General features: G+C 67.3%; 10 protein-coding genes. 9 read left to right on the forward strand and 1 reads right to left on the reverse strand.

The window, feature by feature from the left end:
* Window positions 1-189 precede the first annotated feature (189 nt).
* The 5 genes from CXK94_RS17120 (at window position 190) to CXK94_RS17145 (ending at window position 9,554) form a co-directional block, all read left to right on the forward strand.
* Window positions 190-1,872 carry an autotransporter assembly complex protein TamA gene (locus CXK94_RS17120; protein ID WP_256046191.1) on the forward strand — a complete coding sequence of 561 codons (1,683 nt, stop codon included), beginning with the start codon at window positions 190-192 and terminating at the stop codon, window positions 1,870-1,872.
* Window positions 1,869-5,549 (forward strand): translocation/assembly module TamB domain-containing protein, encoded by a 3,681-nt coding sequence (locus CXK94_RS17125; protein ID WP_102895240.1) that lies wholly within the window; start codon window positions 1,869-1,871, stop codon window positions 5,547-5,549. The genes CXK94_RS17120 and CXK94_RS17125 overlap by 4 nt, the downstream gene beginning before the upstream one ends.
* 577 nt (window positions 5,550-6,126) lie before the next feature.
* The gene (locus CXK94_RS17135) at window positions 6,127-7,470 is read left to right on the forward strand and encodes an alanine/glycine:cation symporter family protein (RefSeq protein ID WP_037040116.1); all 1,344 of its coding nucleotides are present in this window, start codon (window positions 6,127-6,129) and stop codon (window positions 7,468-7,470) included.
* 96 nt (window positions 7,471-7,566) lie between these two features.
* A complete protein-coding gene (gene tpx, locus CXK94_RS17140; protein WP_102895242.1) occupies window positions 7,567-8,067 on the forward strand; it encodes a thiol peroxidase in 501 nt (166 codons plus the stop codon).
* A 311-nt stretch (window positions 8,068-8,378) separates the two neighbouring features.
* Window positions 8,379-9,554 carry an NAD(P)-dependent oxidoreductase gene (locus CXK94_RS17145; protein WP_102895243.1) on the forward strand — a complete coding sequence of 392 codons (1,176 nt, stop codon included), beginning with the start codon at window positions 8,379-8,381 and terminating at the stop codon, window positions 9,552-9,554.
* A 223-nt stretch (window positions 9,555-9,777) separates the two neighbouring features.
* Here CXK94_RS17145 and murJ read toward each other — a convergent pair whose 3' ends face one another.
* Window positions 9,778-11,244 (reverse strand): murein biosynthesis integral membrane protein MurJ, encoded by a 1,467-nt coding sequence (gene murJ, locus CXK94_RS17150; RefSeq protein ID WP_037040114.1) that lies wholly within the window; start codon window positions 11,242-11,244, stop codon window positions 9,778-9,780.
* 277 nt (window positions 11,245-11,521) lie between these two features.
* Between murJ and CXK94_RS17155 the strand changes: the two genes are divergently transcribed.
* From CXK94_RS17155 to CXK94_RS17170, 4 genes are all read left to right on the forward strand, one after another.
* Window positions 11,522-12,763, forward strand: coding sequence for an MdtA/MuxA family multidrug efflux RND transporter periplasmic adaptor subunit (locus CXK94_RS17155; protein WP_102895244.1), 1,242 nt, complete (start codon window positions 11,522-11,524; stop codon window positions 12,761-12,763).
* Window positions 12,760-15,840: an MdtB/MuxB family multidrug efflux RND transporter permease subunit gene (locus CXK94_RS17160; RefSeq protein ID WP_102895245.1), complete on the forward strand. Its 3,081-nt coding sequence runs from the start codon at window positions 12,760-12,762 to the stop codon at window positions 15,838-15,840. The genes CXK94_RS17155 and CXK94_RS17160 overlap by 4 nt, the downstream gene beginning before the upstream one ends.
* A 184-nt stretch (window positions 15,841-16,024) precedes the next feature.
* Window positions 16,025-19,129 carry an efflux RND transporter permease subunit gene (locus CXK94_RS17165; RefSeq protein ID WP_037040109.1) on the forward strand — a complete coding sequence of 1,035 codons (3,105 nt, stop codon included), beginning with the start codon at window positions 16,025-16,027 and terminating at the stop codon, window positions 19,127-19,129.
* Window positions 19,126-20,595 carry an efflux transporter outer membrane subunit gene (locus CXK94_RS17170; protein WP_102895246.1) on the forward strand — a complete coding sequence of 490 codons (1,470 nt, stop codon included), beginning with the start codon at window positions 19,126-19,128 and terminating at the stop codon, window positions 20,593-20,595. Before CXK94_RS17165 ends, CXK94_RS17170 begins: the two co-directional genes overlap by 4 nt.
* The last annotated feature ends 6 nt before the right edge of the window (window positions 20,596-20,601 follow it).

Below are 20,601 nucleotides of genomic sequence, written 5' to 3' on the forward strand. Positions count from 1 at the left end.
CCGAATTTTATCGTGCCGGGCCAGTCTGAGTGGCCTGACACCCGACGATGCCAGCCCATGCCCGGACCACCGCACGAACACCCTGCCGACCGCCTCGCCGCTGCGTTCGGGCATGCCGGGTGGGGCATGCTAGCATTGCGCGCCATGTGCAAATCGAACCGACTCGGCCTGCTGGTAGCCGTACTTGTGATGTTGACCGGGATCGGTGCCGGCGCCGCCGAGCTCGATGTGCGCATCGAGCCGGCGAACCGGGCGCTACGGGAAAATATCGAAAACTACATCGGCGACCTGGGCGACCGCGACGCCCGCGAACTGCTGCGCTACAGCCGGGTCGCGCAAAGCCAGGCGGAAAAGGCACTGCAGGCGCTGGGCTACTACCGCAGCCGGATTCGCAGCGACGTGAGCGAAGGCGAGGAGCCGACGCTGATCCTGCATGTGCGGACCGGCGAGCCGGTGCGCCTGCGCAATATCGAGGTGCGCCTGGACGGGCCGGCGGCGCAGTTCTCCGGCTTCCGGGTGGCCGAGCGCACCCTGCGCCAGGGCGATGTGCTCAACCATGGGCGCTACGAAGAAGTGAAGCAGCAGTTCCTCAACCAGGCCTCGCGCTACGGCTATTTCGATGGCCGCTTCACCCGCCAGCGGCTGGCGATTGACCCGCGCGAGAACACGGCGGACGTCGAACTGGTGTTCGACAGCGGCCCGCGCTACCGGCTGGGCGACGTGCGTTTCGAGGGCGACGCGCCGTTCGACGACGATCTGCTGATGCGCATGGTGCCGTTCAAGGCCGATACCCCCTATGACTCCGAGCTGATCGCCGAACTCAGCCAGGCGCTGCAGTCGAGCGGCTATTTCGAGGGTGTCCGGGTCGATGCCAATCCGACCACTGCCAGCGAGCAGCGCATTCCGGTGGCGGTCCGGCTGGCCACCCGCAAGCCGCGTACCTTCGGCCTGGGCCTGGGCTATTCCACCGACGTGGGGCCGCGCATCCGCCTGAACTGGACGCGCCACTGGGTCAACCCGCAGGGCCACAGCTACGGCGCCGAAACCGAGCTGTCGGCGCCACGGCAGAACGTCGGGCTCTGGTACGACATCCCGCTCGACCCGCCGTTGACCGACAAGCTGCGCTTCGTCGGCGGCTACCAGAACGAGGAAATCGCCGGCACCGACAGCCTGAGCCGCCTGCTCAAGGTCGGTCCGGAGTGGCACAGCCAGTTGCCCAGCGGCTGGCAGCGGGTGCTGTCGCTGAAGTGGCAGCACGAGGAATACCGCCTCGGCGACGATTCGGGCCTGAGCACCCTGTTGATGCCCGGCGTCGCCTACAGCTACCTGCGCAGTGACAACCGCATCGATCCGAGCCAGGGCTACCGTCTGCAGTTCGAGGTGGCGGCGGCCAAGGATGGCGTGTTCTCGGATGCCGACCTGATCCACGCCAACATGCTGCTGCGCGGCCTGACCACGCTCGGCCAGCGCCATCGCTTCCTCGGCCGCGTGCAGCTCGGCGGCAACTGGACCGACGAGTACGTCAACGTGCCGCCGTCGCTGCGCTACTTCGCCGGTGGCGACCAGAGCGTGCGCGGCTACGACTACCAGAGCCTGTCGCCGACCAATTCCGATGGCGACCGGATCGGCGGCCGCTACCAGTTCGCGGTCAGCGCCGAGTACCAGTATTCGATCGCCGAACGCTGGCGCATCGCGACCTTCGTCGACCAGGGCAATGCCTTCAATTCGCTGGAGTTCCCGACCCTCAAGAGCAGCGTCGGCGCCGGCGTGCGCTGGGTTTCGCCGGTGGGACCGATTCGCGTCGACCTGGCGCACCCGCTCGATGGCGATGGCGGCGTGCGTCTGCACTTCTCGATGGGGCCTGAATTGTGAGGCGGGCATGGCGAGGCGTCGGCTGGACGCTGCTTGGCGCACTCCTGCTGCTGATCGTCGCCCTGGGCGCGCTGCTCGGCACCACCGGCGGCAGCCGCTGGCTGCTGGCCCAGGTGCCGGGGCTGACAGTCGAGGCGTTCGACGGCACCCTCGGCCGGCGCTGGCAAGCCGAGCGACTGTTGTGGGAGCAGGGCGGCAACCGGGTCGAAATCGAGCGTCCGCGGCTTGCCTGGTCGCCGGCCTGCCTGCTGAAGCGGACCCTGTGCATCGACGAACTGCTCGCCGGCGATATCGAACTGGTCTTCCCGCCCGCCGAGCCGGAGCCGGACGCCGAGCCCTTCAGCCTGCCGGACATCGACCTGCCGTTGGCGCTGCAGGTCGGCCGCATCGAGATCGGCCGCCTGCGGCTGAATGCTGCCGAACAACTGCGCAGTCTCGACCTGCAGGCGGACTGGCGCGCCGCCGGGCTGGACATCCAGCGCCTGACGCTGCGCCGCGCCGATCTCGATCTGGAAATGCGGGGGCGGTTGCAACCCCGGGGAACCTGGCCGCTGGCGCTGCAGGGCCAGGCGGCGCTGCGCTCGCCGGACATGCAAGCCTGGGCGCTGATGATCGACCTCGAAGGCGACTTGCGCGAACAGGTCCGCCTCGCCGTACAGAGCCAGGGCTATCTCGAGGGTTCGCTCGATGGCCAGCTGCGCCCGCTCGACCCGCAGCTGCCGGCGACGCTGAAACTCCGTGCCGATGGGTTCAAGGCCATGCCCGAGCTGCCCGATACCCTGCGCCTGGACGAACTGGAACTGATCGCGGACGGGAACCTGGAGGACGGCTATCGCTTGCTCGGCACCGGCCTTCTGCCGGGCGAGGGCGGCAATGTGCGCCTGGCGCTGGAAGGGCTGCTCGAGGCGAGCGGGGCGCGGCTCGACACCCTCGAACTGGATGCCGGCGAGCAACGCCGGGTGCGCCTGAATGGCGATGTTGACTGGCAGCAAGGCCTGGTCGCCAATGCCGATCTGGCCTGGCGGGACTTCCCCTGGCGCCGGCTCTACCCGCAGATCGACGAACCGCCGGTGGCGCTGCGCGAGCTGACGGCGCAGCTGCAGTACGACAACGGCAACTACCTCGGCCACTTCGACTCGGCCATGAGCGGGCCGGCGGGCGACTTCACCCTGGCCAGCCCGGTCAGCGGCAATCTCGAGGTGGTGCATCTGCCGCAATTGCAGTTGCACGCGGGGCAGGGCAGCGCCAGCGGCTCGCTCAGCGTCGGCTTCGCCGACGGCATCTCCTGGAATACCGACCTGAGTCTGAGCGAACTCGATCCTTCCTACTGGCTCGCCGAGCTGCCCGGCAAGCTCGGCGGCTCGCTGAAAAGCCGTGGCGCCTTGCGCGAAACCCGGCTGCAGGCCGAGGCCGCCCTCGACATCTCCGGCCGCCTGCGCGGCCAGGCCACCAGCCTGCGACTGCAGGCCAGCGGAGAGGACGGCCGCTGGGCGCTGCCTGGCATCGACCTGCGCATGGGCGATAACCGTATCCACGGCCAGGGCACTTGGGCGCAGACCCTGGATGGCCAGCTGCAACTGCAACTCGGCCGCCTGGCCCAGCTGTGGCCGGGCCTGCGCGGCCAGTTGAACGGGCAGGTCGGACTCGCCGGCACGCCTTCGGCGCCGCAGGGGCATGCCGAACTGAGCGGCCGTAACCTCGGCTATCAGGACAACCGGCTACGCCGGCTCAGCCTCGACGCCCGGCTGGCCGAAGGCGAGCAGGCGCGCCTGACCTTGAGCGCCGAGCGGATTCGCGCCGGCGAAACCGATCTTGGCGCACTGCGGGTGGAAGCCGACGGCACCCGCGAGCGGCACCAGGCGAACCTGCAGCTGCAGGGGCCGCTGCTGAACCTGGCGCTGGCCTTCGACGGCGGCCTGCGCGACGGCGACTGGCGCGGCCGCCTGTTGCGCGGCAGCCTCAGCGCCGAGCAACAGGACTGGACTCTGCAACAGCCCGCGGCACTCCGCCGCTTCGCCGATGGCCGGCTCGAGTTCGGCGCGCATTGCTGGCTGTCCGGCCCCGCCAGCCTCTGCGCGGAGGACCAGCGGCTGCTGCCCGACCCACGCATCCGCTATCGCCTGCGCGATTTCCCGCTGCAGACCTTGGCGGGTTATCTGCCCGACGACTTCGGCTGGCAGGGTGAGCTGAACGCGGACATCGAACTGGACCTGCCGGCGCGAGGCCCCAGCGGCCGGATCAGCCTGGATGCCGGCCCCGGCGTGCTGCGCATGCGCGAAGGCGACGAGTGGTACGACTTTCCCTACGCGACCCTGGCGCTGGACAGCCGGCTGCTGCCCGAGCGCATCGACAGCCAGCTGCGCTTCCAGGGCGGCGAGCTGGGCGAACTGGAGCTGCAGGCACGCATCGATCCGCGCCGTGAGATCAAGCCCCTCTCCGGCGAGTTCCGCCTGAATGGCCTGGACCTGGCCGTGGCGCGCCCGTTCGTGCCGATGGTCGAGCGTCTCAAGGGCGAGCTGAACGGCAGCGGCCAGCTCTCCGGCAGCCTGCAGCACCCGCAGTTGAACGGCCAGCTGGCCCTCAGCGGCGGCGAGGTTTCCGGCAGCGAATTGCCGACCACCTTCGAAGACCTGCAGGTGCGCCTGCTGATCGATGGCGAAAGCCTGCGCATCGACGGCGACTGGCGCGCGGGCGAGCAGGGCCGTGGCACGCTGGCCGGCACACTGGCTTGGGCCGAGGCGTTGGACCTGGACATGCGGGTCAGCGGCAATCGCCTGCCGGTGGTGGTCGAGCCCTATGCGGAGCTGGAAGTGGAGCCGGATCTGCGCATCGTCCTGAGCGGCCAGCAACTGGCGGTGAGTGGTCGGGTCGAGGTGCCCCGGGGCGCCATCACCGTGCGCGAACTGCCGCCCTCGACCGTGCGGGTTTCGGAGGATGCGGTCATCGTCGGGCGCGAGGCCGAGGAGCCGGCGACGCCGATGGCGGTGAAGATGGATATCGATGTCGAGGTCGGCCAGGATCGCCTGCGCTTTTCCGGCTTCGGCCTGACCGCCGATCTCGCCGGCTACCTGCACATCGGCGACAACCTGGACGCCCGCGGCGAACTGCAGCTCAAGAACGGCCGCTACCGTGCCTACGGCCAGCGCCTGACCATCCGCCGCGCCGAGTTGCTGTTCACCGGAGTGCTGAGCCAGCCATTCCTGAATATCGAGGCGATCCGCCGTATCGATGCCGAAAACGTGGTGGCGGGGCTGCGCATCACCGGCAGCGCCGAGCAGCCGCGCGTCGACGTGTTCGCCGAGCCGGCCATGAGCCAGGAGCAGGCGCTTTCCTACCTGGTCCTCGGACGGGCGCTGGGCGCCGATAGCGGCGACAGCAATCTGCTGGCGCAGGCGGCGCTCGGCCTGGGGCTGGCCGGCAGCTCGTCGATCACCGGCGGCCTGGCACAGCGCCTGGGCATCCAGGATTTCCAGCTGGATACCGAAGGCACCGGCGCCACCACCAGCGTGGTCGCTACCGGCCGCCTGACCGAGCGCCTGGCACTGCGCTACGGCGTCGGCGTGTTCGAGCCGTCCAACACCATCGGCCTGCGCTACCAGTTGACCCGGCGGATCTTCCTCGAGGCCGCCAGCGGCCTGGCCAGCTCACTGGACCTGTTCTACCGGCGCGATTTCTAGGGTAGGCCTTCCGCGCTGCCGCCGTGGACCTGTAGGGGCCAGCTTGCTGGCGATCCGTGCGCAACGCCGATGATCGCCGGCAAGGACTCGGCGTCCCCCGGCTGCCTTTTGGATGGGGGCTTCCAGGAGCGCCGCCCAGGTGCCTTCTAGGTACGCTTTCGGGCCATCGCACCGTTTCGAAGCGGGCGCCGACTGGCGCGCGCACCAACTTGGACTACGCTCGCTTTTCGTGCGGTCAGCGGCTGGTGAAGCGGTGGCGCCGGGAATCCTGATCGTCCGGTCGGTTTCCTACGCCGCGTCGATCACCGAAACTGGCGCAATCGACCCGCGCGCCAGGGGCCGGGGCAGTGGTAGCATCCGCTCTCCGGATCTGTGCGGAATGCCGCTACAAGGCTCTAGCATGAGTCTTGCAGTGGTGGCTTTGAGGTTCATCGTCATTACCTTGACGATGGCTCGAAACTCGTCGTTACCAGGCCGTTGAAAAACCATCGTCACGAGCGTCATGTTTTTCAACGACCTCCATGGTGGCGCGACACTAACGCGAGCGTGACTCGCAATAAGAAAATAAGGTGCTCGAATGGAATTCCTGAACAACCTGGTCAACAGCATCAACGCCCTCGTCTGGGGCCCACCCATGCTGGTGCTGATCCTGGGGACCGGCCTGATCCTCATGATCATGCTCAAATTCATGCCACTGGCCCGCATCGGCACCGGCTTCGCCCTGATGTGGCGCGGCCGGGCCAAGGGGGATGCGGAAACCGGTGAAATCAGCCCGTTCCAGGCGCTGATGACGTCCCTGGCGGCTACCGTCGGTACCGGCAACATCGCCGGTGTCGCCACGGCGATCTTCCTCGGCGGCCCGGGGGCGCTGTTCTGGATGTGGTGTACCGCGCTGGTGGGCATGGCGACCAAGTACTGCGAAGTGGTACTGGCGGTGCACTACCGCGAGAAGGACGACCGCGGCGAGCACGTCGGCGGACCGATGTACGCGATCAAGAACGGCCTGGGCAAGAAGTGGATCTGGCTTGGCACCGCCTTCGCCATCTTCGGCGGTTTCGCCGGTTTCGGCATCGGCAACATGGTGCAGGTCAACAGCATGGCCCATGCACTGCAAACCACCTTTTCCGTACCGCTGTGGCTGACCGGCCTGGGCACCATGGTGATCGTCGGCCTGGTGATCCTCGGCGGTATCCGCCGTATCGGCGTGGTCGCGGCGTCGCTGGTGCCGTTCATGTGCCTGGCCTACCTGATCGCCGCGGTGGTGGTGCTGGTGGTGAACGCCGAGGCGATTCCCGCTGCCTTCGGCCTGATCTTCACCCATGCCTTCACGCCGATTGCGGCCACCGGCGGCTTTGCCGGCGCGGCGGTGATGGCGGCGATCCGTTTCGGTGTGGCGCGCGGCATCTTCTCCAACGAGGCGGGCCTGGGTACCGCCGGTATCGCCCAGGCAGCCGGGACCACCACCAGCTCGGTGCGCTCGGGCATGATCGGCATGCTGGGTACGTTCATCGATACCATCATCGTCTGCTCGATGACCGGCCTGGCGATCATCTGCACCGGCGTCTGGACCAGCGGCGAGAGCGGCGCGGCACTGTCCGCGGCGGCCTTCGAGTCGGCCATGCCGGGCATCGGCGGGGCGATCCTGACCGTTGCGCTGGTGGTTTTCGCTTTCACCACCATCCTCGGCTGGAGCTACTTCGGTGAAAAGTGCTGGGAGTTTCTCGTCGGTACCAAGGCCATCTGGCCGTTCCGCCTGATCTGGGTCATCGCGGTGCCGTTCGGTGCCATCGCCCAGCTGGATTTCGCCTGGTTGCTGGCCGACACCCTCAACGGCCTGATGGCGATTCCCAACCTGATCTCGCTGCTGCTGCTGAGCCCGGTAGTGGTCAAGCTGACCAGGGAATACTTCGCGCGCGGCTGACGTGCGTATCGGCAGCTACACTCGGACTGCCTTCCTGCAGGCCGTGGGGGCAAATGCCTCCACGGCCTTTTTACATGCATATCGAGGAGTGAAAACATGACTGAAGTGACTCTGCGCGGCGCCCCGATCCAGGTCGCCGGCGACTTTCCCCAGGCCGGCGACCAAGCCAAGGCGTTCCGCCTGGTCGGCACTGACCTTGCCGATGTGGAGCTGTCGGCCTTCGCCGGCAAGCGCAAGGTGCTGAACATCTTCCCGAGCATCGATACGCCGATCTGCGCCACCTCGGTGCGCAAGTTCAATGCCCAGGCGAGCGGGCTGAGCAATACCGTCGTGCTGTGCATCTCCGCCGACCTGCCATTCGCGCAGAAACGCTTCTGCGGCGCCGAAGGCCTGGAAAACGTCGTCAGCCTGTCCACCATGCGCGGCGCACAATTCCTCGACGATTACGGCGTGGCGATCGCCAGTGGCCCGCTGGCGGGCGTCGCAGCCCGCGCGGTGGTCGTTCTAGACGAGCAGGATCGTGTGCTCTATAGCGAGCTGGTCGGCGAAATCGGTACCGAGCCGAACTACGAGGCGGCTATCGCTTCGCTGGCTTGATTCGCATAGGAAGTAGGCATTACGGCGAGCGCTCTTGAGGGCGCTCGCCGTTTCGTTTCTGACGACGGGAAACCACCGGAAGGCTGCGCACCGCTTGTCGCTCTCAATTAGCACAACGTCGGCGCGGGCACTAGCTTCAGCCATGCCGCCCCCCACGCTGGACAGGGTGAGCAGAAGCCGGCAAGCGATGGCAAAAGATATTTTGTAAAAAAATTTTTTTGCCCCGTTGCTGTCATAAAGCTGATGCCCATTGAACGGATTCAGTTATGCCTACTTCACAGATCAAGAAAATTGGTGTTTCGGGGACGGGAATGATCGCTCACGGCTTCGTGAGGTTGATCAAGCAGCACTATCGGGACATGGAGATTTCCCGCGTGCTGACCCGCCGTCCGCTCACATCCCTCGCCGACTTTCCCCTGGCCGACGCACTCACCAACTCGCTCGATGAGCTCATCGACAATTCGGACCTGATCGTCGAGTGCAGCGGTGATGTCTTTCACGGTACCTCGGTCATCGAGCGCGCCTTCGAGGCCGGGTTGCCGGTGGTGACGGTCAATGCCGAACTGCAAGTGACCACGGGTTCCTACCTCGCGGGCAGGGGCTTCATCACCGAGGCGGAAGGCGACCAGCCGGGCTCTCTTGCGGCACTGCGCGAGGAGGCCCTGCAGATGGGCTTCCAGCCGCTGGTCTACGGCAACATGAAGGGTTACCTGAACCATGACCCATCGCTGGAAGACATGACCTACTGGGCCCAGCGCCAGGGTATCAGTGTCGACCAGACCACCTCGTTCACCGACGGCACCAAGGTGCAGATCGAGCAGGTGATCATCGGCAACGGGCTGGGCGCCACCATCACCCGGCAGGGCATGGAAGGCCTGGCTTCGACCAGCCTCGACGACAGCGCGAGCCTGCTGGCGATGATGGCCGAACGTGCAGGGCAGCCGATCGTCGACTACGTGATCCCCTCCGGCTATCCGGCCGGTGGCGTGTTCCTGGTGGGCCGGCACGACGAGAACCAGGCGCGTGCCATCGAATACTTCAAGCTCGGCCGCGGCCCGTTCTACACCCTGCTGCGGCCGTTCCACCTCTGCTCGCTGGAGGTCGGCAAGACGGTGCGGCGGGTCCTCGCCGGCGGTGGCGTGCTGCTCAACAACTCCACCGAGCCGACTCTGGGCGTCGGTGCCATCGCCAAGCGCGCGATGAAGGCGGGCGAGCTGATCGAGCGGGGCATCGGTGGTTTCCAGTTCCGTGGCGAAGCGATCAAGCTCGCCCAGCACCCCGACCACGTGCCGATCGGCCTGCTGCGCAAGACGGCCCTCAAGCGCGCCGTGGAGCCCGGCCAGTTGATCACCTTCGACGACGTCGACATCCTCCCGAGCCGGGCGCTGGACATCGTCATGGCGCAGCGCAAGCGCTTGATCGAAGGCACGCCCGCTGCCTGGCAGACGCCTCCCAGCGCCATGGGGATGCTCGCCCTCGGCGGCTGAGCATCTTCCTGCCACACCAATCGCGCCGCGCCCGTCGCCACAACGACGGGGCGGCGACAACGCATTCGCCCGGCCAAAAGCAGGAAGGCCGCTGTCGGACGACAGCGGCCCAACACCGATCGGACAGGGTTCCCGTTACGCTTGCGCATGCTTTGCGTAGGACCGCTTGCGGGCGATCGGCGAAAGAGCTCGCCGGCAAGCCGGCTCCTACGCACTTGGATGCTCAGGTCTTGCGCATCGACCAGTAGCGCGGCTTGAACAGATCGCGCTCGCCGAGCAGCGTCACCCCGATGGCGAACCCCACCAGCACCAGGCCGATGTATAGGCACAGCTCCAGCAGCCCCTGCGGCTTGGGCAGGTAGTGCAGGGCTATGGCCAGCGAGGCGGCGGTGGCCAGCCAGCGCGCCAGCACGGCCACGGCGAGCCCCTTGGGCGAGGCGCGATAGACGTACAGCCCCATGAACAGCGCCTGCAGCGCGGCGCCGCAGGAAAAGGCCATCGCCAGCCCCGCGGCACCGTAGACCCGGTAGAGCGCCGCATCGAGGCCGATGGTCATCGCCGAGCTGATCAGGGTGACGATCAGGAACAGGCGGGCCTGGTGTTGGGCGAGCAGGGCGCGTCCCCAGAGCAGCGCGAGGCCCATCGCCGGCAAGCCCAGGGCATAGATGACCATCAGCGACGCGGTGGCCTGGGTTTGCGCGGGGCCGAACTGGCCGCGTTCCAGCAGCACCGAGACCACCGCCACGGGGGAGGAGCAGAGCACCACCGTCGCCGGCACCAGGAACAGCAGGGTGGCCAGCAGGCCCTTGCGGATCACGGCGGCGTGGCCGCGGTGGTCGTCGTCGTTCCAACTGGCGGAAAACTGCGGGAAAAGCACCGACAGCACGGACATCGCGTACAGCGTCAGCGGAATCGTGACGATGCGAAACGCGAAGGACAGCATGGTGATGCTGCCTTCTTCGAGGAACGAGGCGAACATTCGTTCGGCCAGGATGCACGCCTGCTGGGCACCAGCTGCCAGCAGCACGGGGGCGAAGGCGAGCCCGAACTGGCTGCCGTGGCCTTTCTCCAGCGGCATCGCTTCCCCGCGCAGGTAGCGGATGCGCCGATGCTGCACGACGATCAGCGCCACCTGCGGCAGCAGCATGCCGGCGAAGATCACCATCCCGCTGGGCTCGAACAGCAGGATGCCGATGATCGCGCCGGCGTTGAGCAGCAGGGTGCGAGTCATCGGCATGATGAACACGTTGTCCATGTTCAGCAGCGCGCCCTGGCAATACAGCGCGGCCTGCACGGCGATGAGCAGGGCGCCGATGCAGAACACCAGTTGGCCGTCGGCCACCTGCTCCGGCGTCCACCCCGGCGCCAGTGCGTTGAGGACCCAGTAGCTGGAAAGAACGATCAGCGCGCAGGTGGCGGCGCCCATCAACATGACGCGCCAGTACAGCCAGCGGGCCACCGACTCGAACAGGGCCTGCGACTGGCTGCGCAGTTTCTGCAGGAAGGGGATCATGGCGTCGCGCAGGGCCAGGCCGAGGAAGTTCTCGAAGAACAGCGGCAGGATCAGGGCGACGAAGATGAGGTCCGCTTCCCAACTGAGGCCGAAGGCGCGGGCGATGAACAGATCGCGAAGAAAACCGAGGAGAAAACTGGCTACGGTGAGCGCCAGGATGGCCAGCGATGCATTCATTCCTTGATCCTATGTGGGCCACCGGGGCGATGGCCGGTTTTAACGACACGACAACGTCCGATTCGACGTGCTGGCAGGACCGGGGAGCCTGCTGCGGATGCATTGCCCTGCGGCGAGCAGGACGTTGAATAGACTGAGCACGTGGTGCATGGTTCCGGGCCGGAGCGGTCGCGTGGCGCTGCGTATAAGTGCTGATACGTAAAAATGCCGTAAAGGCACTTTGCGAGCGGTTCGCAACTGCTTAAGGTTCACGCTCCTTCCCAAGCGAACCCTGTTCATGTCCGAGGCTCATTCCACTCCCGCTCGTTCCCGCCTTCGCTGGCTGTTCCTCATCGTTGCCGTCGCGGTCGTCGCGCTGCTCATCTGGTGGCTATGGCCGAGCGCCGCGCAGACGCCGCAGCGTCCCGGCGGCCGCCCGGGTTTCGGCGCGTTCACCGGGCCGGTGCCGGTGCGCGTGGCGCAGGTCGAGCAGGGCGCGTTCGAGGTCTACAACAAGGCGCTCGGCACCGTTACCCCGCTCAATACGGTCAGCCTGCGCAGCCGCGTCGCCGGCGAGCTGGTCGAGTTGCGTTTCGAGGAGGGGCAACGGGTCAAGGCCGGCGATCTGTTGGCCGTTATCGATCCGCGGCCGTACCAGGTGGCCCTGCAGCAGGCCGAAGGCACGCTGCAGCAGAATCGTGCGCAGTTGAGGAACGCCCAGGTCGACCTGGAGCGCTATCGCGGGCTGTACGCCGAGGACAGCATCGCCAAGCAGACCCTGGATACCCAGGAGGCGCTCGTCAGCCAGTACCAGGGCACCCTGGCGGCCAACCAGGCCGCGGTCAACGAAGCACGCCTGAACCTCGAGTTCACCCAGATCCGTTCGCCCATCGATGGTCGCCTGGGCCTGCGCCAGCTGGACCTGGGCAACCTGGTCGCAGCCAACGACACCACGCCGCTGGTGGTGATCACCCAGACCCAGCCGATGTCGATCAGCTTCACCCTGCCCGAGGGTGACCTGCTGCCGGTGCTGACCCGCTACCGGCAGGGCGACGAACTCGCCGTGCAGGCCTGGGACCGCGGCGAGAAACTGCTCTTCGGCGAGGGCGTGCTGGAAAGTGTCGACAACCAGATCGACGCGACGACCGGCACCCTGCGGCTGAAGGCGCGCTTCGACAACGAGGCCGAGCTGCTGCTGCCCAATCAGTTCGTCAACGTACGCTTGCGCGTGCAGACCCTCCGCGACGCCATCCTGATTCCTTCCGCGGCGCTGCAGTTCGGCTCGCGCGGCACCTTCGCCTATGTGGTGGGTGATGACGGCAAGGTCGAGATGCGCCTGCTCGAAGCAGGGCCGAGCAATGGCGAGACGACCGTGGTGCTCGAGGGCTTGCAGGTCGGCGAGCGGGTGGTGATGGAAGGCACCGACCGCTTGCGCGATGGCGCCGAGGTCGAAGTCGTCGACAGCCGCCGCATGGCCGAACAGGCCGCGGAGAACCCGGTGCTCGGCGGCGGCGAGGCCGAGGAGCGCGAAGCGCGATGAACATCTCCCGGCTGTTCATCCTGCGGCCGGTGGCAACCACGCTGAGCATGGTCGCCATCCTCCTGGCCGGGCTCATCGCCTACCGCATGCTGCCGGTAGCCGCGCTGCCGCAGGTGGATTACCCGACCATCCGGGTGATGACGCTCTATCCCGGCGCCAGCCCCGAGGTCATGACCAGTGCGGTCACCGCGCCGCTGGAACGCCAGTTCGGGCAGATGCCGGGGCTCACCCAGATGTCCTCCACCAGCTCCGGCGGGGCCTCGGTCATCACCCTGCGGTTTTCCCTGGAGGTCGCGCTGGACGTGGCCGAACAAGAGGTCCAGGCGGCGATCAACGCGGCGGACAACCTGCTGCCCAACGACCTGCCGGCGCCGCCGGTGTACAACAAGGTCAACCCGGCCGATACGCCGGTGCTGACCCTGGCGGTGACCTCCGCCAGCCTGCCGCTGCCCCAGCTGCACGATCTGGTCGACACCCGCATGGCGCAGAAACTGGCGCAGATCAGCGGCGTCGGCATGGTCAGCCTGGCCGGCGGCCAGCGCCCGGCGGTGCGCATCCGCACCAATCCCGAGGCGCTCGCCGCCTACGGCCTGTCGTTGTCCGACGTGCGCTCGCTGATCACCAGCTCCAACGTCAACCAGCCCAAGGGCAACTTCGACGGCCCGACTCGCGTCTCCATGCTCGATGCCAACGACCAGCTGAAGACGCCCGAGGAATACGCCGAGCTGATCCTCACCTACCAGGACGGTGCCGCACTGCGCCTGAAGGATGTCGCCGAGATCGTCGACGGCGCCGAGAACGAACGCCTCGCCGCCTGGGCCAACCAGAGCCAGGCGGTGCTGCTGAACATCCAGCGCCAGCCCGGCGCCAACGTCATCGAGGTGGTCGAACGCATCCAGGCGCTGCTGCCGGAGGTGACCGCCAGCATGCCGGCGGGGCTCGACGTGGTGGTGCTCACCGACCGCACCCAGACCATCCGCGCCGCGGTGACCGACGTGCAGCACGAGCTGATGCTGGCCACCTTCCTGGTGGTGATGGTCACCTTCGTGTTCCTCAAGAAGCTTTCGGCCACCATCATTCCGTCCATCGCCGTGCCGCTGTCGCTGGTGGGCACCTTCGCGGTGATGTACCTGTGCGGCTTCTCGCTGAACAACCTGTCGCTGATGGCGCTGACCATCGCCACCGGCTTCGTGGTGGACGACGCCATCGTCATGCTGGAAAACATCGCGCGGCACCTGGAGGAGGGCGAAACGCCGCTGAACGCCGCGCTCAAGGGCGCCAGGCAGATCGGCTTCACCCTGATCTCGCTGACCTTCTCGCTGATCGCCGTGCTGATCCCGCTGCTGTTCATGCAGGATGTGGTCGGCCGGCTGTTCCGCGAGTTCGCCATCACCCTGGCGGTGGCCATCCTGATTTCGCTGGTGGTGTCGCTGACGCTGACGCCGATGATGTGCGCCAAGCTGCTCAAGGCGCAAACCGCGGCCGAGGCCAAGCCGGACTGGGTCGAGCGGCTGATCGCCGGCTATTCGCGCTGGCTGAGCTGGGTGCTCGGGCACCAGACGCTGACCCTGCTCGTCGCCGTCGCGACCCTGGGGCTCACCGTCGTGCTCTACCTGGCGGTGCCCAAGGGCTTCTTCCCGGTGCAGGACACCGGCGTGATCCAGGGCATCAGCGAGGCCCCGCAGTCGATTTCGTTCCGCGCCATGAGCGAGCGCCAGCAGGAACTGGCCCGGGTCATCCTGGCCGATCCGGCGGTGGCGAGCCTGTCGTCCTACATCGGCGTGGATGGCGACAACGTCACCCTCAACAGCGGCCGCCTGCTGATCAACCTCAAGCCCCATGGCGAGCGTGACCTGACCGCCAGCCAGGTGATCGACCGCCTGCGCCCGGAACTGGCCAGGCTGCCGGGCATCGAGCTGTACCTGCAGCCGGTGCAGGACCTGTCCATCGAGGATCGGGTCAGCCGCACGCAGTTCCAGTTCAGCCTGGAAACCCCGGACAGCGAACTGCTGCAGGAGTGGACGCCGCGGCTGGTCGAGGCGCTGCGCGAGCGGCCGGAGCTCACCGACGTCGCCAGCGACCTGCAGAGCAGCGGCCTGCAGATCTACCTGGACATCGACCGCGACGCCGCCGCGCGCCTGGGCATCCAGGTCGCGGACATCACCGATGCGCTCTACGACGCCTTCGGCCAGCGGCAGATCTCGACCATCTTCACCCAGGCCAGCCAATACCGCGTGGTGCTCGAGGTCGAGGCGGGCAACCGCCTCGGTCCGCAGGCGCTGGAGCAACTGTTCGTGCAGAGCGAGGGCGGCACGCCGGTGCGGCTGTCGAGCCTGGCGCGGCTGGAACAGCGCAACGCGCCGCTGCTGATCAACCACATCGGCCAGTTCCCGGCGGTGACCCTGTCGTTCAACCTGGCCGAAGGCGTGTCGCTGGGCAAGGCGGTGGAGGTGATCGAGGCGGTGGAGCAGCAGATCGGCCTGCCGGCCGGCATCCAGACCCGCTTCCAGGGTGCGGCCGAGGCTTTCCGTGCCTCGCTGTCCAGCACGCTGCTGCTGATCCTCGCCGCGGTGGTGACCATGTACATCGTGCTCGGCGTGCTCTACGAGAGCTACATCCACCCGGTCACCATTCTTTCCACCTTGCCGTCGGCGGCGGTTGGCGCGCTGCTGGCCTTGCTGCTGACCGGCAACGACCTCGGGCTGATCGCCATCATCGGCATCATCCTGTTGATCGGCATCGTCAAGAAGAACGCGATCATGATGATCGACTTCGCCCTGGAAGCCGAGCGACAGCAGGGCATGAGCCCGCGGGACGCCATCTACCGCGCCGCGCTGCTGCGCTTCCGGCCGATCCTGATGACCACCCTGGCGGCGTTGTTCGGCGCCATCCCGCTGATGCTGGCCTCCGGCTCCGGCGCCGAACTGCGCCAGCCGCTGGGCCTGGTGCTGGTCGGCGGGCTGCTGCTCAGCCAGTTGCTGACGCTGTTCACCACGCCGGTGATCTATCTGTTCTTCGATCGACTGGGCAATCGCTTCTCCCGGCGGGACGAAGTGGGGCGGGAGGTTGAAGCATGAGTGTGCAGCCAGGAGCTGGAAGCTGGAAGCTGGAAGCAGAGCAATGCGTGCATGCTGGAAAGCGCCCGATATTGGCCAAGACGGGTGGTCGCTCCGTTCGGTCGGCAGCAGGTATTGCCACGAGCCGTGCTTTTAGCTTCCAGCTTCCGGCTTCCGGCTTCCAGCGCCCCTCTGGGGCGCATCCATGAACCTTTCCGCCCCCTTCATCGCCCGCCCGGTGGCGACCATGCTGATGAGCCTGGCGATCCTGCTGCTCGGCGGGGTCAGCTTCGGCCTGCTGCCGGTATCGCCCTTGCCGAACATGGATTTCCCGGTGATCACCGTGCAGGCCAGCCTGCCGGGAGCGAGCCCGGAGATCATGGCCTCCAGCGTGGCGACGCCGCTGGAGCGCTCGCTCGGCAGCATCGCCGGGGTCAGCCAGATGACCAGCCGCAGCAGCCAGGGCTCGACGCGGATCATCATCCAGTTCGACCTGGAGCGTGACATCAATGGCGCCGCGCGCGACGTGCAGGCGGCGATCAATGCCGCGCGCAACCTGCTGCCCAGCGGCATGCGCAGCATGCCCACCTACCGCAAGATCAACCCCTCGCAGGCGCCGATCATGGTGCTCTCGCTGACCTCCGAAGTGCTCGACAAGGCCGAGCTGTACGACCTCGGCTCGACCATCCTGGCGCAGAAGCTCTCGCAGGTCCCCGGCGTCGGCGAGATCCAGGTCGGCGGCAGCTCGCTGCCGGCGGTGCGGGTTGAACTGCAGCCGCAGCAGCTCGAGCAGTACGGCGTATCGCTGGACGAGGTGCGTCAGACTATCGCCAACGGCAACGTGCGCCGGCCCAAGGGCATGGTCGAGGATGCCGACCAGCACTGGCAGGTGCGCGCCAACGACCAGTTGCACCACGCCGCCGACTACACGCCGCTGATCATCCGCTACCAGGATGGCGCGACGCTGCGCCTGGGCGATATCGCCAAGGTCCGCGACTCGGTGGAAGACCGCTACAACAGCGGCTTCTTCAACAACGAGCAGGCGGTGCTGCTGATCGTCAACCGCCAGGCCGGCGCCAACATCATCGAAACCATCGAGGGCATCCGCAGCGAGCTGCCGGCCCTGCAGGCGATCATGCCCGGCAGCGTCGAGCTCAACGTCGCCATGGACCGCTCGCCGGTGATCCGCGCCACGCTGCACGAGGCCGAGCGCACGCTGCTGATCGCCGTGGCCCTGGTCATCGTGCTGGTGTTCCTGTTCCTCGGCCGGCTGCGCACGGCATTGATCCCGGCGCTGGCGGTGCCGGTGTCGCTGGTCGGCACCTTCGCGGTGATGTACCTGTGCGGTTTCTCGCTCAACGTGCTGTCATTGATGGCGCTGATCCTTGCCGCCGGGTTGGTGGTGGACGACGCCATCGTGGTGCTGGAGAACATCGCCCGGCACATCGACGATGGCGTGCCGCCGCTGCGCGCGGCCTATATCGGCACGCGCGAGGTCGGCTTCACCTTGCTGTCGATGAACCTGTCGCTGGTGGTGGTGTTCGTCTCGATCCTGTTCATGGGCGGCATCGTCGAGCGGCTGTTCCGCGAGTTCTCCATCACCCTGGCCGCGGCGATCCTGGTCTCGCTGCTGGTGTCGCTGACCCTGACGCCGATGCTCTGTGCGCGCTGGCTCAAGGCCCACGAGCCGAAAAAGGACGGCCGCCTGCAGCGCTGGAGCCACGAGGCCCACCAGTGGCTGCTGCGCCACTACGACCGTTCGCTGAGCTGGGCCCTGCGTCACCGGCGCATCACCCTGCTGAGCCTGCTGGCGACCATCGCGCTGAACGTGGTGCTCTACGTGCAGGTCCCCAAGACCTTTCTGCCGCAGCAGGATACCGGCCAGCTCACCGGCTTCATCCGTGGCGACGACGGCATGTCCTTCCAGGTCATGCAGCCGAAGATGGAGATCTTCCGCAAGGCGGTGCTGGCCGATCCGGCGGTGGAGAGCGTCGCCGGCTTCATCGGCGGGCAGGGCGGCATCAACAATGCCTTCATGATCGTGCGGCTCAAGCCGTTGAGCGAGCGCGGCATCTCGGCGCAGAAGGTCATCGAGCGCATCCGCCGGAACCAGCCCAAGGTCCCCGGTGGGCGCATGTTCCTGATGGCCGACCAGGACCTGCAGTTCGGTGGCGGCCGGCAGAGCAGCTCGGCCTATGCCTACACCCTGTTGGCCAGCGACCTGACCGACCTGCGCACCTGGGTGCCGCGGGTCAACCAGGCGCTGATGGCGCTGCCCGAGTTGACCAGCATCGACGCCAACGATGGCGAGGGCGCCCAGCAGATCACCCTGAAGGTCGATCGCGATGCCGCCAAGCGGCTGGGCATCGACATGAGCACGGTCACGGCGCTGCTCAACAACGCCTTCAGCCAGCGGCAGATCTCCACCATCTACGAGTCGCTCAACCAGTACCAGGTGGTGATGGAGATCGACCCGAGCTACGCGCAATATCCCGAGGTGCTCGAGCAGGTCCATGTCGTCACCGAGGATGGCCGCCGCGTGCCGCTGGCCGCCTTCGCCCACTACGAGCGCAGCCTGGAAGAGGACCGGGTCAGCCACGACGGCCAGTTCGCCGCCGAGAACATCGATTTCGACCTGGCCCCTGGCGTCAGCCTCGACCAGGCGACGCTCGCCATCGAGCGCGCGGTCGCCGCCATCGGCCTGCCGAGCGCAGTGCAGGGCCGCCTGGGTGGCACCGGCAGCGCCTTCCTCGACACCCAGCAGGGGCAACCGCTGATGATTCTCGGCGCCTTGCTGCTGGTCTACATCGTGCTGGGCATCCTCTACGAGAGCTACATCCACCCGCTGACCATTCTCTCGACGCTGCCATCGGCGGGCGTGGGCGCCTTGCTGGCGATCATCCTCACCGGCGACCAGTTCAGCCTGATCTCGCTACTCGGGCTGTTCCTGCTGATCGGCGTGGTGAAGAAGAATGCCATCCTGATGATCGACCTGGCGCTGCAGTTCGAGCGCAACGAGCGGCTGTCGCCGGCCGAATCGATCCGCCGCGCCTGCCTGCTGCGCTTCCGCCCGATCCTGATGACCACCATGGCCGCCATTCTCGGTGCGCTGCCGCTGCTGCTCGGCGGCGCGGAGGGCGCCGAGATGCGCCAGCCGCTGGGCCTGACCATCATCGGCGGGCTGCTGCTGAGCCAGGTCCTGACCCTCTACACCACGCCGGTGGTCTACCTGTACCTGGACCGCCTGCGTCATCGTTTCAACAGCTGGCGCGGTGTGCGCACCGATGCCGCCCTGGAAAATTCGCTATGAACCCGTTGCTTCCGAATGCCACGCTGCGCCCACTGGCCATCGCCGTCCTCGCCCTGTCGCTGGGTGCCTGTACCCTCGGCCCCGACTACCAGCGGCCGGAGCTGCCCACGGCCGCCGAATTCAAGCAGGCCGAAGGCTGGAAGAGCGCGGCGCCGGCCGACGTGCTGCAGCGCGGCGACTGGTGGCAGCTGTATGGCGATGCCGAGCTGGATGCGCTGGTGGCGCGGTTGAACGTCTCCAACCAGAACCTGGCCGCCGCCGAGGCGCAGTATCGCCAGGCCCGCGCGCTGGTCCGCGGGGCGCGTTCGCAGCTGTTCCCGATCGTCTCCGCCAGTGCCGGTGTCACCCGCTCGGCGCAGGGCGGCGGCAGCTCGGGCAGCAGCACGAGCAGCCTGAACAGCGGCGTCGGCGAGAGCTACGAGGCCGGGCTCAGCGCTTCCTGGGAGGCGGACATCTGGGGTCGGCTGCGGCGCAACCTGGAGGCCAACCGGGCCAACATGCAGGCCAGCGCCGCCGATCTCGCCGCGGTCAGGCTGAGCCTGCAGGCGGAACTGGTGCAGACCTACCTGCAGTTGCGGGTGATCGACGAACACCAGCGCCTGCTGGACCAGACCGTCGAGGCCTATGCGCGCTCGCTGCGCCTGACCGAGAACCAGTATCGGGCGGGGATCGTGCCCAAGTCCGACGTCACCCAGGCGCAGACCCAGCTCAAGAGCACCCAGGCCCAGGCGATCGACCTCGAGTGGCAGCGCGCGCAGATGGAACACGCGATCGCCGTGCTGATCGGCGTCGCGCCAGCGGAGCTGGGCATCGCCGTGCGCGAGGACATTCCCCGGCTGCCCGAGGTGCCGCTGGCGTTGCCTTCGCAGTTGCTGGAGCGGCGTCCGGACATCGCCTCGGCCGAGCGCCTGGTCATGGCGGCCAATGCCAACATCGGCGTCGCCAAGGCGGCCTGGTTCCCGGACCTGACGCTGTCGGCCACCGGCGGCTACCGCAACAGCAGTTTCAGTGACCTGTTCAGCGTGCCGAACCGCTTCTGGTCGCTGGGCCCGCAGCTGGCGCTGACGCTGCTCGACTTCGGCAGCCGTCGTGCCGAACTGGAGCAGGCCGAAGCCAGCTACGACCAGACCGTGGCCAGCTACCGGCAGACGGTGCTCGACAGCTTCCGCGAAGTCGAGGATTACCTGGTGCAATTGCGCGTGCTCGGGCAGGAGGCGCTGGTGCAGCGCGAAGCGCTGGAGTCGGCGCAGGAATCGCTACGGTTGATCGAGAACCAGTACCGCGCCGGCACCGTCGACTACCTGAGCGTGGCGACCATGCAGACCACCGCGTTGAACAACCAGCGCACCAACCTGACCCTGCTCGGCGATCGCCTGACCGCCAGCGTGCTGCTGATCGCGGCGCTGGGCGGCGGCTGGGAGATCGACCAGCTCGCCCGGGAACCGGAGCTGTCCAACGCGCGCTGACGGGCC

Source organism: Stutzerimonas stutzeri (assembly GCF_002890915.1).
Classification (GTDB): domain Bacteria; phylum Pseudomonadota; class Gammaproteobacteria; order Pseudomonadales; family Pseudomonadaceae; genus Stutzerimonas; species Stutzerimonas stutzeri_AF.

Coding starts and splice junctions, on each gene's coding strand:
- CXK94_RS17120 (WP_256046191.1), top strand. CDS start 190: ATGTTGACCGGGATCGGTGCCGGCGCCGCCGAGCTCGATGTGCGCATC.
- CXK94_RS17155 (WP_102895244.1), top strand. CDS start 11,522: ATGTCCGAGGCTCATTCCACTCCCGCTCGTTCCCGCCTTCGCTGGCTG.
- CXK94_RS17170 (WP_102895246.1), top strand. CDS start 19,126: ATGAACCCGTTGCTTCCGAATGCCACGCTGCGCCCACTGGCCATCGCC.
- tpx (WP_102895242.1), top strand. CDS start 7,567: ATGACTGAAGTGACTCTGCGCGGCGCCCCGATCCAGGTCGCCGGCGAC.
- CXK94_RS17135 (WP_037040116.1), top strand. CDS start 6,127: ATGGAATTCCTGAACAACCTGGTCAACAGCATCAACGCCCTCGTCTGG.
- CXK94_RS17165 (WP_037040109.1), top strand. CDS start 16,025: ATGAACCTTTCCGCCCCCTTCATCGCCCGCCCGGTGGCGACCATGCTG.
- CXK94_RS17145 (WP_102895243.1), top strand. CDS start 8,379: ATGATCGCTCACGGCTTCGTGAGGTTGATCAAGCAGCACTATCGGGAC.
- CXK94_RS17160 (WP_102895245.1), top strand. CDS start 12,760: ATGAACATCTCCCGGCTGTTCATCCTGCGGCCGGTGGCAACCACGCTG.
- murJ (WP_037040114.1), bottom strand. CDS start 11,244: ATGAATGCATCGCTGGCCATCCTGGCGCTCACCGTAGCCAGTTTTCTC.